The following is a 13287-nucleotide window of genomic DNA, read 5'->3' as shown; positions in this document are numbered from 1 at the left end:
TTGTCCTGTTTGCTGTTCTGTCGTTCCGTTAACGGGTCAGCGGGTCCACTGTCAGTACGTCGCCCTCGAGGCGGATCCTGGCCGGCGTCCGCCAGTCATCGCCCTGCAGATCCTCGGAGATTTTATAGTGCCCAGCCACGGACACAAGCTCCGCTTCCAGTGACTGACAGAAGATGCTCGCGCTGGTGTCGCCGTGCACGCCGGCGAGCGCCCGCCCGCGGAGTGGGCCATAGATGTGGATATGGCCGGCCGCGAGCACTTCCGCCCCGGCGCCAACCGGCGCCATGATAATGAGATCACCTTCGGGGGCATAGACCTGCTGGCCGGAGCGTACCGGCTGTGTAACCAATCGGCCGGCACCGGTGCTGGTGGTTTCCGGGGCGCTTTCCTCTGTGCTCTCTGCGGTGTCCTGTTCAGGTTCGGGCACGGGCCTGGGGGCGCTGGCCTGGCCGCCGGGGAGCCAGGCCAGGGCGGCGTTGCGGGCCAGGCGCCGGATATCGTCGTCACCCCCACGCACGCCCAGGACCTGGATGGAGTGCGTGCGGCAGATGCCAATGAGCTGGAAGAAGTCCAGATCGGCCACGTTGCCCTCGTAATGATCCAGCCCGATCACCAGTGGCAGGTCGCGGAAGAAATTCGGGGCCTGTCGGATCTTGTCGCGCAGATCCCGCTCCAGAGCATCCGGGTCGAAATGGTGGAGTTCCATCACGGTCAGCGTCTGGCTGGCACCGCGCAGTTCAAAGCAGGCGCGGTTCTCGGTTGCCGTGGCGGCGGGTTCGCTCATCGGGCTATCCTTTTTCGGGTATCGCTGTCCTGACACGGGCTCTATGGCGCCCTAAGATACAGCCTGCACTGAATCCACGGCAACTCCGGAGATGCCCTTTGACCCGCAAGATCATCCATTGCGACGCGGACTGCTTCTACGCGGCGGTGGAAATACGGGACAATCCGGCGCTGGCGGGCCGCCCCATTGCCGTGGGCGGGGCCACCGGGCGCGGTGTTGTGGCCACCTGCAGCTACGAGGCACGGGCCTTTGGCGTGCGTTCCGCCATGCCGGTTTCGGAGGCGCTGCGCCTGTGCCCGCACCTGGAGTTGCTGCCCACAGACATGCCCCGTTACCAGGCGGTTTCGCGCGACTTCATGGCCATCCTGCGCGAGACCTCGCCGGTCCTGGAGCCGCTCTCGCTGGACGAGGCCTATCTGGATGTTACCGGCATTGACCACTTCCAGGGCAGTGCCACGCGCATGGCCGAGCATATCCGGGCACGGGTGCGGGATGAACTGGGGATTACGGTTTCTGCAGGTGTGGCGCCGAACAAGTTCCTGGCCAAGATCGCCAGTGACTGGCACAAGCCGGACGGGCTCTGTGTGATCACTCCGGAGGAGGTGGCGGATTTCGTGCCCCGGCTGCCGGTGACAACGCTGCACGGCGTGGGGCCCCGGACCGCAGAAAAACTGCATGGACTGGGAATCAATACCTGCGGGGACCTGAGGGAGTGGTCGGAACTGGCCCTGCGGGAGCGTTTCGGGCGCTACGGGGCGCGCCTTTACGGGCTGGCCCGGGGCGAGGACGATCGGCCGGTACAGGTAACCCGCCCGCGCAAGTCGATCAGCGTGGAGAACACCTACAGCCAGGATCTGGCCACCCTGGCCGAGTGCCGGCGGGCTCTTGAGGGGCTGGTCTCGGACCTTGAGAGGCGCATGCGCCGCAAGGGCCTGGACAGCGCCGACGCGGGCCAGTTTGAGAAGCTGTTCGTTAAGCTGCGGTTTTCCGATTTCGAAACCCATACGCGTGAGATGGTGTGGCGCCGCCCTGAGCATCCGGGCGCCGCTGACTTTACGCCCCTGCTGGATACGCTTTATGGCGATGTGCCGCGCCCCGTGCGGCTGCTCGGGCTGGGCGTGCGGCTGCCCGAGGTCAGGCGTGGCGGCCACCAGCTGGCCCTGTTCGATGCCGGCGGCCGGCCTGTTACACCCGCTTCAGGCAGGCAGCAGCGGCAGCAGGGCAATGAGCGCGGGGGCGAAGTGCAGGGCGATGAAAGCGCATCCAGCCCCGATGAGGCTGCCGGCGAGGACGTCTGAGGGGTAGTGCAGCCCCAGCACCACGCGCGAGGCCAGCACCGCTACGGTGAACGGCAGTACGGCCCATCCCAGCAACGGCATGCCATGGAACAGCAGCATCGTGAAGCACACCGCGTGCAGGCTGTGGCCGGAGGGGAAGCTGCCCCGGTCCAGCGGTGGCGAACCGCAATGGATTGCCGGGAAGCTGATGAAAGGGCGCTCGCGCACCAGGCAGGTCTTGAGCAGCTTGTACAGCAGGGTGCAGGCGGCGCCTGTGAGCGTCATCAACGCCGCCAGGGCCCACCCCTTGAGGCCATTGATGGCCGGCAGCGCCAGGATGAGGGCGTACCAGAGCCAGCCATCCCCGAGCCGGCTTACGATCCGGAAGAAGGGCGTGACCGCTGGAAAGGCGAGGCTGCGGTTCAGGCGCAGGCACCAGCGCCCTTCGCCGTGATCAATACGGGTGAAGACCCGCGACAGGCGGTGTGGCGTCATGCTGAGCGGCCTCCTCGGTGGGCTCCAGAAGGAGCTGTTCGAACCGTTCCGCGAGTACGGACCAGTCCAGTGTCTGCGCGTGCTCCCTGGCGTTCCCGCCAATCTGGCGTCGGAATCCGGGTCTGTCGGCGAGCTCAAGGGCGGCAGCGGTGAAGCCCTCGGTGTCGCCGGGGGGCGCCTTCATGCCATGGACCCGGTGGCGGATGTGCTCGCGGGCGGCCGCCTGGTCAAATGCCACTACGGCCAGGCCCGAGGCCAGTGCTTCCGTCACGACGTTGCCGAAGGTGTCCGACTCACTGGGAAACAGGAAGATATCCGCCGAGGCATAGTGGCGGGCCAGATCCACACCGCGACGGGTACCCCGGAAGATGAACTCCGGGTGGGCCCGTTCCAGGGTCTGTCTCAGTGGCCCGTCACCGACCAGCACGAACCGGGCGGACGGGTGACAGTCGCGCAGGCGCTCAAAGGTGCTGACGGCCTGCATCAGGTTCTTTTCAGCCGCGAGGCGCCCTACATAGAGCACCACAGGCGCGTTGCCCGCGTTCCACTGTGCCCGCAGGACCCGGCTGCGCCGATCGGGGCTGAAGAGCTGGCTGTCCACGCCACGGCTCCAGCAGCGGGTGGTGTGGACACCCCAGCCGGAGAGCTGGTCGCAGATGCGGGTGGTGGGGGCCAGGGTAGCGCCGGTGCGGTTGTGGAAGGCAACGAGGTAGCTCCGGATCAGGGGCTCCATGAAACCGGCGCCATAGTAGCTGCTGTACTGGTGGAAGTTGGTGTGAAAGCCGGACAGGCAGGGGAGGCCCAGTTCCCGTGCGGCGGCCACCGCGCTCCAGCCCAGCGGTCCCTGGGTGGCCACGTAGATTGCATCCGGCGGCTTCTGGCGCCAGAGCCTGCGGAGCCGCCGGCGCGCCCCCAGGCCGAAGCGCAGCGTGGGGTAGCCGGGCAGGGGCAGGCCCCGCACGCGCAGGGTGCGTTCCCCGAACAGTGGGTTGTGGCCGCCAGGGGGTTCATCGCGCTGGTGGGGTCGGATGAGGGTCAGCCGGTGCCCGCGCCGTGCGAGTTCACGGCAGAGGTTGCCCAGGGTGCCCGCGACGCCGTTGATCTCGGGCGGAAAGGTCTCGGTAACCAGTGCGATGTGCTGTTCCTGCATGCTTGATTCTCCGGGGCTGGGCGGACAGGGTCAGTCTCCCCCGGGAGCGTTACCGTTTTCTGACACGGGTGTGATGTTCTGATGACAGCGTGTGGCATTGCGGTGACCCCGGGATGGACTTAGCATGCAGGGACAACCAGCAGGAGGTGACTGTAATGGAGAAACGCCAGCTAGGCCGGACGGGCATCGAGGTGAGTGTGATCGGCCTCGGGACCATGACCTGGGGGGAACAGAACACAGAACAGGAGGCCTTTGAGCAGCTGGATTACGCGGTGGATCAGGGCATCAACCTGATTGATGCCGCCGAGATGTACCCGGTACCACCACGTGCCGAAACCCAGGGGCTGACCGAGACCTATCTGGGCAACTGGCTGAAAAACCGTGGAAAGCGGGATGACCTGGTGATCGCCACCAAGGTGACCGGGCGCAGTGATATGGACTACATCCGGGGTGGGCCACGCCTGACCCGGGAGCAGATCCACCAGGCGGTGAACGACAGCCTGAAGCGCCTCCAGACGGATTACATTGATCTCTACCAGGTGCACTGGCCCGAGCGTAAGGCCAACTTCTTCGGCAAGCTCGGCTATAACCCCGTGGACGACTCGGATGCAGTCCCCATCGAGGAGACTCTGGAAGCCCTTAATGAACTGGTGGAAGCCGGCAAGATCCGGCACATCGGGCTTTCCAACGAGACCGCCTGGGGCGCCATGACCTGGCTGAAGGAAGCGGAGCGCCGGGGCTGGACGCGCCCGGTGAGCATCCAGAACCCCTACAGCCTGCTGAACCGCTCCTACGAGGTGGGCCTTGCCGAGGTCTCGCTGCGCGAGGATTGCGGGTTGCTGGCCTATTCGCCCCTGGCCTTCGGGGCCCTGAGCGGCAAGTACCTGGGCGGGCAGAAGCCGGCCGGAGCGCGGCTCACGGAGTTCTCGCGTTTTACCCGCTACACCTCGGAGCAGGCCCAGGAGGCGACCCAGGCGTACGTGAATCTGGCGGGCGAGCATGGGCTGTCCCCCGCGCAGATGGCGCTGGCATGGGTGAATTCGCGGTCCTTCCTGACCAGCAACCTGGTGGGGGCCACCACGATAGAGCAGCTTTCCGAGAACATCGGCAGTGCCAGCATCCAGCTCTCCGAAGAGCTGCTCGATCGGATTGAGGCGCTGCACCAACGCTACACCTACCCCTGCCCGTGAGCTGCCCATGAGTGAGGAACGCACAGGCGCGCATTTCCGCCAGGCGGAACGGTGTGCCGAGGAGTTGATCCGCCGCCTGGACGGCGATGTCCGGATTGCCCTGCCATTGGGGTTGGGCAAGCCGGTGCATCTGATCAACGCGCTCTACCGGCGTGCCTGTGAGGATCCGAAAATCCGGCTGCACATCATGACGGCGCTGTCGCTGGAGAAGCCGGGAGGCGGGAACTCTCTGCAGAAGCGCCTGATGGAGCCGTTCGTGGAACGGGTCTTTGAGGGCGTGCCCGAGCTGGCGTACGCCCAGGCGGTGAGCCGGGGCGAGCTGCCGGACAATGTCACCGTCACCGAGTTTTTCTTCAAGGCGGGCAGCCGCCTGGGCAATCCGGACCAGCAGCAGCGGGTGGTGCTGACCAACTACACCCATGTGGTGCGGGATCTTCTGGCGCTCGGGGTCAATGCGGTGGGGCAGATGCTGGCGCCGGACGGCGATGGCCGACAGGTGAGTCTGAGCTGCAATCCGGACCTCACACTCGACATCCTGCCGGAACTGGAGAAGCAGCGCGATTCCGGGCAAGCGGTTGTGATCGCCGGGGAACTCAACCCGGAGCTGCCCTGGTTCGGTAATGACGCCGCGCTGGACCGCGACACCTTTGACCTCGTTCTCGAGCCCCACAACCAGCCCATGCGCCTGTTTCCGGTGCCGGATCTGCCGGTGGAACCGGCGGATTACCTGATCGGGTTCTACGCCGCCAATCTGGTCCGTGACGGCGGCACCCTGCAGGTGGGTATCGGCGCCCTGGGCTCGGCGGTCGTGTACAACATCCTCTTCCGGCACCGGGACAACGGGCTGTTCAATGAGCTTTCCCGGCGCCTGGATGCCCATTCGCGCTTTCCGGAGCTGGCGGCGATCGGCGGTACGGGGCGTTTCGAGGAAGGCCTCTACGGCTGTAGCGAAATGATGGTGGAGGGCTTCCTGCACCTCTATCAGGCGGGCATCCTCAAGCGTCAGGTGGTGGCCGACCGGGCCCTGCAGCAGCTTCTGGATGACGGCGTCATTCCGGATCCGCTTGATATCTCCGCGCTGGATCGGCTGTGCGAGGCGGGTTGTATCGAGACCGTTCTGAAGGCGCGGGACGTGCAGTGGCTGGTGCGCTTCGGTTTCCTTGATGACGCATGCGAACTCAAGGGCGGGCGCCTGGCTCTGGGCGACGAGGCGGTGCGCCCGGACCTCGCTGATGACCAGGCGCGCGCGCTGATTGAGCAGTATGCCCTGAAGGAACAGCTTGACGGCGGCGTGGTCATGCATGGTGGCTTCTTCCTGGGGCCGGAACGCTTCTACCAGGGGTTGCGGGAGCTGGATGACGCGCAGCGGGCCCGCTTTGACATGACCAGCGTTGGGTTCGTGAACCATCTCTACGATCATCCGCTGGGCGATCAGGCACTGAAGATCGCCCAGCGCCGCCGCAGCCGTTTCATCAACTCGGTGATGATGCAGACCCTGAACGGGGCCGCCGTATCCGATGGGCTTGAGGATGGCCGTGTGGTCAGCGGTGTGGGTGGTCAGTACAACTTCGTGGCCATGGCCCATGAGCTGCCCGAGGGGCGTTCCATACTGACGCTTCGGGCAACACGCATCAGCGCGGGCCGACCGGAGTCCAACATCCGCTTCAGCTATGGCCACTGCACCATACCGCGCCATCTGCGCGATATCGTGGTGACCGAATACGGCGTGGCCGATGTGCGTGGGCAGCCCGATGTCGAAGTCTACAAGCGGCTGATCTGCATTGCGGATTCACGCTTCCAGAACGAGCTCATGCGTGAGGCGAAGAAAGCCGGCAAGATCCCGAAGGACTGGAAAGTCCCGCGGGCACACCGCAACAATTACCCGCAGCGCATCGCGGAAGCCATGGCGCCGCTGCGGGATCATCACCAGCTGTTCCCGGCGTTCCCCTTTGGTACGGACTTCACTGAGGTGGAGCAGGGACTGGTCCAGGCTCTCCAGTGGCTGCGCGATGCGACCGGCTCAAGACGTGGTCTGCTGGCAGTACTCTGGCGCGCCCTGCGTCAGTCCGCCCCCGGGGCGGCGGAAAGGCCGGCGCTGGAGCGCATGGGGCTGACGCAGCCCGGCGGATGGCGTGAACGGCTGGAACAGCGGCTTGTCATACATGCACTGCGGGTCACAGGGGTGACCCGTACACAATGATCGAAACAGGGGTAAAGCACGACAGCATGGCGGAACAAAGGGTTTATCGACTGGGGTATCAGCTGAAGAATCGTGAAGGCGAGGTTGTGGACAGTTCCGTGGGAGCGGAACCGCTGCACTTTGTCAGTGGCTGCGGGCAGATGATCGAGGGCATTGAGCGCGCCGTGGATGGGCGTGAGGTGGGCGAGTGCCTGGAAGTGACCATTCCCCCGGCGTTGGCCTATGGTGAACACCAGCCCGAGAAGGTCCGGAAAATGCCGCGCAGTATGTTCCAGGGCGTTGAAAAGCTCGAAGAGGGCATGAAGTTCCAGACGGATTCCGGCGATGAGGCCCAGGTGGTGAAAGTGGTGGGCTTCGAGGACGAGCAGGTGCTGGTGGATGCCAATCATCCTCTGGCCGGAATCACCCTCTATTTCGATCTGGAAATACTGGAAGCCCGGGATGCTACCCCGGAGGAAATCGAGGCTGGAGAGCCGCTGGCCTGAAGTCAGCGCTGACATGCAAACTCGCATTCAGTGTGTATACTTGTGTTACACAATGTTTGATGTACGACCCGGCGCCTGCGCCTCAATCCCGCGACAGGACTGACAATGGAAACAATAACGAACGAGACGGATGCCGTGGAACAGACCAGTGAAGCCTCCCGCGTTCTCATCGTTGAGGACGATGAGCGGCTGGCGGAGCTGACCCGGGATTTTCTGGAGAAGAACGGCCTGGTGGTGTCGCTGGAAACCAACGGCGCCCACGCGGTAGAGCGGATACGGGATGAAACCCCGGATCTGGTGGTTCTCGACCTGATGCTCCCGGGGGAGGATGGCCTGGCCATCTGCCGCCGTGTTCGCCCGTTCTACAACGGGCCCATACTGATGCTGACTGCCCGCACGGATGACCTGGATCAGGTTCTGGGGCTGGAGATGGGGGCGGATGACTACATGTCCAAGCCGGTGCGCCCCCGGGTCCTGCTGGCCCGGATCCGGGCGCTGCTGCGCCGCATCAGTGAGCCGTCTGCCCAGGCCGGTGGTGGCTCGACCCAGTCAGGGTCCGACAGTGCGCCGGAGCGCCTGGTCTTCAACAATCTGGTGGTGGATCATTCCATGCGTGAGGCCTGGCTGGACGATGAGAGCATCGACCTGACCAGCGCCGAGTTCGACCTGCTCTGGCTGCTGGCCAGCAGCGCGGGGCGTGTGCTCAGCCGTGAGGAGATCTTCACGTCCCTGCGCGGCATTGAGTATGACGGCCAGGACCGTTCCATTGACGTACGGGTATCGCGCATCCGGCCCAAGATCGGCGACGATCCGGTGCACCCGCGCCGCATCAAGACGGTGCGCAGCAAGGGTTACCTGTTCGTTCGCGACGTCTAGGCATCAATGTCTCTGGGGCGCTACTACCTCCGCGTCTACGGTGCCCTGATCCTGGTGGCGCTCGGCGTCACTCTGGTGGGTGCCGCATTGGTGGTGACCATCAACGGTGTGCGGAAGCAGGCGTTTCTCGAACACCATCCCCAGCCGGTTCTGGACTGGCTCGCCCAGCATCCCCGGTCGGTTGATCCCGTCAACGCCAGAACGGACTCTTCCCGATTGCGCCTGCTGCCCAGGCAGGCGGTCTCCCTGAACGACGTGGCCCGGGAGCGCCTTGAGTACGGGCAGGTGCTGGCCCAGCGTCGGGGGGACGCGGTCTATTTCTACCGTCTGGCCCCGAATGCCGGGGTGTTGGAGCTGCGCGCCGAGGACCCGTACCGGCATGTGGCGGAACTGGCGGCCAGCACGCTGGTGCATGTGGCGGCGCGCTCACGCGGTTCAGACCCCGTCGCGATGGGGGCCGCTCTGGGTGTGCACGCAACTCCGCTGGAGACTCCTGAGCAGCTGCCGGGGCCATCGGCGCTGGACCGGATTGCCCGCGGTGGCATTGTCTACCATCAGCCCCATCCCCGTGAGCCCGCTTACAGCTACGCAGCGCTGGGTGACGGCACTCTGGTCTCGATCGCCCATCCGCCGCCGTTCCGTTACTGGTCCTGGTCCTTGGCACTGGTGCTGGCAGGGCTGGTGGCCGCGGTTCTGGGGGCGGTGGTCTATTTCCTTCTGGCTGGCCTGCACCGGCGTCTGCGTGGCATTGAAGGGGCGGTGTCGCGTATTGCCCGTGGTGAACTGGACGCCCGCGTCAGTGAGGAAGGCGATTACATGGGCAGGCGGCTGGCGGGTGCCTTCAACCGCATGGCGGAGCATATCCAGCGGCTGGTCAGCGTCCAGAGTGAAATGATCCACGGCGTCTCCCATGAACTGCGCACGCCCGTGGCCCGGATCCGCTTCGGGGTCCAGATGATCGAGGACTGTGAGGACCCTGAGATGCTGCGCTCTCAGCTGGGTGCCATAGACGGGGATATCCAGGAGCTGGACGAGCTCATTGATGAGATCCTGACCTATGCCCGCCTGGAGCAGGGCGGTCCCATCATGGCGGTGCAGCGGCTCGATATTGCTGACGTCGTGGATCAGGTGATCGAGGAACAGCAGAGTATCCGTCCAGAGCTGCGCATCGAGTCCGATATTCCAGGGGATTCGCGGTCCCACGCGGAGGCGGATGCGGAACCCCGCTACATACACAGGGCCATCCAGAACCTGGTGGGCAATGCCGCCCGCTACGCCAGTGAGCGGGTTCTGGTGGCCTGCCATTTCGATGACCAGACCATGCGTATAGATGTCCAGGATGACGGCAAGGGCATTCCCGAGGAGGACTGGGACAAGGTGTTCACCGCCTTTGCCCGGCTGGATGACAGTCGCACGCGCAGCTCCGGGGGTTATGGTCTGGGCCTGTCGATTGTCCGGCGCATCCTGTACTGGCACGGTGGCCAGGCGTTCGTGGGGCGTTCGGAGACCCTGGGCGGGGCCTGCTTCACGCTGGTCTGGCCCCGTCATCAGCCCCGGGATCAGCATGAGGGCAGCGCGCGCACGGAGGATCCGTCATGACCCGAATACTTGCCATTGACCAGGGCACCACCAGTTCGCGGGCTATCCTGTTCGATGAGGATGGTCAGCCCCGCCAGATCGCCCAGCATGAATTCCAGCAGTTCTATCCTGGAGACGGCTGGGTGGAGCACGATCCGATGGAGATCTGGAATACCACCCACAGGGCCTGCCTGGAAGTGCTGCAGCAGGAGGGCATTACGGCCCGTGAGGTCGCCGGTATCGGCATCACCAACCAGCGCGAGACCACCATCGTCTGGGACAGGGCCACAGGCGAGCCCATCCATCGCGCCATTGTCTGGCAGGACCGTCGCACCACGCCCCAGTGCGAGACCCTCAAACGCCAGGGCTGGGAATCCACGCTGGTGGAACGGACTGGTCTTCTGATGGATCCCTATTTCTCGGCCACCAAGCTGGGCTGGATCCTGGATCATGTAGAGGGGGCGCGGACGCGGGCTGAACGTGGTGAACTGGCGTTGGGCACCATCGACACCTGGGTTCTCTGGAAGCTGACCAATGGCCGTGTGCACGCCACTGATGCCACCAATGCCTCGCGCACGGCGCTTTTCAACATCCACGAGCAGAAATGGGATGAGCGTCTTCTGGAGCTTTTCCGCATCCCCGCCGCGCTGCTGCCGGACGTACAGGACAGCGCCTCGGACTTCGGGCGCACGGATCCACAGGTGCTGGGCGAGGCGGTGACGGTGGGCGGCATCGCCGGGGACCAGCAGGCCTCACTCTTCGGCCAGACCTGCTTTGAGCGCGGTATGGCCAAGAGCACCTACGGCACCGGCTGTTTCCTGATGCTCAATACCGGCAGCGAGGCGATCCGTTCCGAGAACCGGCTTCTGACGACCGTCGGCTACCGGCTGGAAGGGCAGACCACCTACGCCATGGAGGGCAGTATCTTTGTGGCCGGTGCGGCCATCCAGTGGCTGCGGGATGGCATCAAGCTGATCCAGAGTGCGGACGAGTGCGAACCCATGGCGGAATCCGTGGGCGTGGAGAATCCGGTCTACCTGGTGCCCGCCTTCACCGGGCTGGGCGCGCCCTACTGGGATCCCCACGCCCGCGGCGCCATTCTGGGGCTGACCCGGGATACGGGCATCGAGGACATCGTGACCGCCGGCCTGCAGTCGGTGTGCTACCAGACCAAGGACCTGGTCCGGGCCATCCAGAACGACGGCGCGCCGTTGGAGGAGCTGCGCGTGGATGGGGGCATGGTGGTGAACAACTGGTTGATGCAGTTCCTGGCCGATATCCTCAACGTGGCTGTGGACAGGCCCGCGATCACCGAAACCACAGCGCTGGGCGCGGCCTGTCTGGCCGGGCTCCAGACCGGTGTGTACGACGGGCTGGACCGCATCCGCGAGCGCTGGCATGTGGACCGCCGGTTCGAACCGGCCATGGCCCCGGCGGTGCGTGAGCGCGCCTACCAGGGCTGGCTGGATGCGGTTGAGAAGGTGACGCGCTCGCGCTGAGTGGTGCTCAGTCGAGCCGGTCGAAGCCGAGGATCAGCCCCTCAAGCAGTGCCTTCTGGGCATGCAGCCGGTTTTCCGCCTCGTCCCAGACCACGCTGCTGCGGTGCTCCAGCATGTGTTCCGAGATCTCCTCGCCACGGTGGGCCGGCAGGCAGTGCATGAAGAGCGCATCCCGGTCGGCGTGCTCCATCAGCTCCGGTGACACCTGGTAGCTGCTGAAGTCCCTGATGCGTTTCTGCTGTTCCTCTTCCTGGCCCATGGAGGCCCAGACGTCGGTCACCACCAGGTTGGCGTCGCGTACGGCCTCTTGCGGGTCGTTCACGATCCGCACCCGGTCCTGGTTGGCTGCCACCAGGGCGCTGTTGGGCTCATAGCCCTCCGGGCAGGCCACCACCAGCTCGAAATCGAACTGCAGTGCCGCGTTGATGTAGGAGTTGCACATGTTGTTGCCATCGCCTACCCAGACGACTTTTGCGCCCTGGATGGAGCCCCGGTGCTCGCGCCATGTCTGCATGTCCGCCAGGAGCTGACAGGGATGGAAATCGTCGGTCAGCGCGTTGATGACCGGCGTACGGGAGAAGGTGGCAAAGCGCTCGAGCGTCTCGTGACTGAAGGTGCGGATCATGACCGCATCCACCATGCGCGAGATCACACGGGCGCTGTCCTCCACGGGCTCACCGCGGCCCAGCTGGGTATCCCGGGGCGAGAGGAAGATGGAACCTCCGCCGAGCTGGGTCATGCCCGCTTCGAAGGAGACACGGGTCCGGGTGGAGGATTTCTCGAAAATCATCCCCAGACTGCGATTGTGCAGGGTGTCCCGGTGGATGCCCTGGTCACGCTCCCGGCGCAGGGCCGAGGCGTGATCCAGTACACGCGTCAGTTCATCGTTGTCCAGATCCAGCAGTGTCAGGAAGTGTCGGACGGTCATGCTGTTTTCCCTTTATAGCAGGCAGCGTTACTGGCGCGGGCGGTCACGGTCATCGGCGGCGTACAGCTTGATGATCCGGATGACCTGGTCCGCCAGGTAATCCGCTTCGTCGTCGGTCATGGTCAGTGGTGGCAGCAGCCGGATCACCCGCTCCCGGGTGATGTTGAGCAGGATGCCCTGGACTTTGGCCAGCAGCACCAGTTCCGAGCAGGGTTCGGTGAGCTCAATGCCCAGCATCAGTCCCTGGCCCCGGATGTCGTGTATGTATTCGGCTCCTTCCAGGTGTTCCCGGAAACGGTCGAGCAGCCGCTGACCCAGAACGCGGGCGCGATCCGTGAGCGCATCCTGTTCAATCGCATCCAGCACGGCGAGGGCGGCGGCACAGCCCAGGGGGTTGCCACCGAAGGTGGAGCCGTGGCTGCCGGGGCCGAAAACCCGGGCGGCGTCGCCCCGGGCCAGACAGGCGCCGATCGGGTAACCGTTGCCAAAACCCTTGGCCAGTGTGACCACATCCGGCTCAACCCCTGCCTGCTGGCAGGCCAGGTAGGTGCCGGTGCGGGCGTTGCCGGTCTGGACTTCGTCCAGCATCAGCAGCCAGTTGTTGCGGTCACAGATGTCACGGAGTCCGGGCAGGTAGTCCGGGTCCGGAATGGTCACGCCGCCTTCGCCCTGAACGGGCTCGACCAGAATGGCGACGACATCATGGTTGGCCTCTGCAATGGCCTCGATTGCTGCCAGATCATTGAAAGGGGCGCGCACGAAGCCGCTGACCAGTGGCTCGAAGCCGGCCTGGACGCGGCGGTTACCGGTGGCTGTCAGGGTCGC

At 65.0% G+C, this 13287-nt stretch carries 12 protein-coding genes; 7 read left to right on the top strand and 5 right to left on the bottom strand.

The features are described 5' to 3' along the window. Positions 1-28 precede the first annotated feature (28 nt). Positions 29-784: a septum site-determining protein MinC gene (minC, locus tag QZ501_RS02765; RefSeq protein ID WP_151441330.1), complete on the bottom strand. Its 756-nt coding sequence runs from the start codon at positions 782-784 to the stop codon at positions 29-31. Positions 785-882: 98 nt separating this feature from the next. On the opposite strand from minC, the gene dinB reads away from it, so the two are divergent. Beyond that, a complete protein-coding gene (dinB, locus tag QZ501_RS02760) occupies positions 883-2082 on the top strand; it encodes a DNA polymerase IV (protein ID WP_151441329.1) in 1200 nt (399 codons plus the stop codon). Here dinB and QZ501_RS02755 read toward each other — a convergent pair. Together QZ501_RS02755 and QZ501_RS02750 are read right to left on the bottom strand one after the other, a co-directional pair. Next, positions 1981-2556 (bottom strand): phosphatase PAP2 family protein, encoded by a 576-nt coding sequence (locus tag QZ501_RS02755; protein WP_151441328.1) that lies wholly within the window; start codon positions 2554-2556, stop codon positions 1981-1983. The genes dinB and QZ501_RS02755 overlap by 102 nt on opposite strands. Beyond that, positions 2516-3706, bottom strand: coding sequence for a glycosyltransferase family 1 protein (locus QZ501_RS02750; RefSeq protein ID WP_295716963.1), 1191 nt, complete (start codon positions 3704-3706; stop codon positions 2516-2518). Before QZ501_RS02750 ends, QZ501_RS02755 begins: the two co-directional genes overlap by 41 nt. A 155-nt stretch (positions 3707-3861) precedes the next feature. Here QZ501_RS02750 and QZ501_RS02745 point away from each other — a divergent pair, with 155 nt between their 5' ends. The 6 genes from QZ501_RS02745 to glpK all read left to right on the top strand — a co-directional run bounded on the left by QZ501_RS02745 (position 3862) and on the right by glpK (position 11534). Continuing rightward, a complete protein-coding gene (locus QZ501_RS02745; protein WP_295716960.1) occupies positions 3862-4896 on the top strand; it encodes an NADP(H)-dependent aldo-keto reductase in 1035 nt (344 codons plus the stop codon). 7 nt (positions 4897-4903) lie between these two features. Continuing rightward, the gene (locus QZ501_RS02740; RefSeq protein WP_295716957.1) at positions 4904-7096 is read left to right on the top strand and encodes an acetyl-CoA hydrolase/transferase C-terminal domain-containing protein; all 2193 of its coding nucleotides are present in this window, start codon (positions 4904-4906) and stop codon (positions 7094-7096) included. A gap of 26 nt (positions 7097-7122) precedes the next feature. After that, complete coding sequence (locus QZ501_RS02735) at positions 7123-7581, top strand: peptidylprolyl isomerase (RefSeq protein ID WP_151441324.1); 459 nt, start codon at positions 7123-7125, stop codon at positions 7579-7581. Positions 7582-7686: 105 nt separating this feature from the next. Next, positions 7687-8457, top strand: coding sequence for a response regulator (locus QZ501_RS02730; RefSeq protein ID WP_192497387.1), 771 nt, complete (start codon positions 7687-7689; stop codon positions 8455-8457). Between the two features lie 6 nt (positions 8458-8463). Beyond that, complete coding sequence (locus QZ501_RS02725; protein WP_151441323.1) at positions 8464-10056, top strand: ATP-binding protein; 1593 nt, start codon at positions 8464-8466, stop codon at positions 10054-10056. Further along, positions 10053-11534 (top strand): glycerol kinase GlpK, encoded by a 1482-nt coding sequence (glpK, locus tag QZ501_RS02720; RefSeq protein ID WP_295716952.1) that lies wholly within the window; start codon positions 10053-10055, stop codon positions 11532-11534. The genes QZ501_RS02725 and glpK overlap by 4 nt, the downstream gene beginning before the upstream one ends. 7 nt (positions 11535-11541) lie before the next feature. On the opposite strand, the gene argF is transcribed toward glpK, so the two are convergent. Next, positions 11542-12462: an ornithine carbamoyltransferase gene (gene argF / locus QZ501_RS02715; protein WP_151441321.1), complete on the bottom strand. Its 921-nt coding sequence runs from the start codon at positions 12460-12462 to the stop codon at positions 11542-11544. Between the two features lie 27 nt (positions 12463-12489). Beyond that, positions 12490-13287 (bottom strand): aminotransferase class III-fold pyridoxal phosphate-dependent enzyme (locus QZ501_RS02710; RefSeq protein WP_295716949.1); only part of this gene is annotated, 798 nt, incomplete at its 5' end.

This window comes from uncultured Halovibrio sp. (assembly GCF_913056445.1).
GTDB lineage: Bacteria > Pseudomonadota > Gammaproteobacteria > Pseudomonadales > Oleiphilaceae > Halospina > Halospina utahensis_B.
This window is presented reverse-complemented; position numbering and strand designations above follow the sequence as displayed.

What these genes read in the sequence shown, in the direction of transcription:
- minC (WP_151441330.1), bottom strand. Translation starts at nt 784, where the DNA reads ATGAGCGAACCCGCCGCCACGGCAACCGAGAACCGCGCCTGCTTTGAA.
- QZ501_RS02755 (WP_151441328.1), bottom strand. Translation starts at nt 2,556, where the DNA reads ATGACGCCACACCGCCTGTCGCGGGTCTTCACCCGTATTGATCACGGC.
- QZ501_RS02750 (WP_295716963.1), bottom strand. Translation starts at nt 3,706, where the DNA reads ATGCAGGAACAGCACATCGCACTGGTTACCGAGACCTTTCCGCCCGAG.
- QZ501_RS02745 (WP_295716960.1), top strand. Translation starts at nt 3,862, where the DNA reads ATGGAGAAACGCCAGCTAGGCCGGACGGGCATCGAGGTGAGTGTGATC.
- QZ501_RS02740 (WP_295716957.1), top strand. Translation starts at nt 4,904, where the DNA reads ATGAGTGAGGAACGCACAGGCGCGCATTTCCGCCAGGCGGAACGGTGT.
- QZ501_RS02735 (WP_151441324.1), top strand. Translation starts at nt 7,123, where the DNA reads ATGGCGGAACAAAGGGTTTATCGACTGGGGTATCAGCTGAAGAATCGT.
- QZ501_RS02730 (WP_192497387.1), top strand. Translation starts at nt 7,687, where the DNA reads ATGGAAACAATAACGAACGAGACGGATGCCGTGGAACAGACCAGTGAA.
- QZ501_RS02725 (WP_151441323.1), top strand. Translation starts at nt 8,464, where the DNA reads ATGTCTCTGGGGCGCTACTACCTCCGCGTCTACGGTGCCCTGATCCTG.
- glpK (WP_295716952.1), top strand. Translation starts at nt 10,053, where the DNA reads ATGACCCGAATACTTGCCATTGACCAGGGCACCACCAGTTCGCGGGCT.
- argF (WP_151441321.1), bottom strand. Translation starts at nt 12,462, where the DNA reads ATGACCGTCCGACACTTCCTGACACTGCTGGATCTGGACAACGATGAA.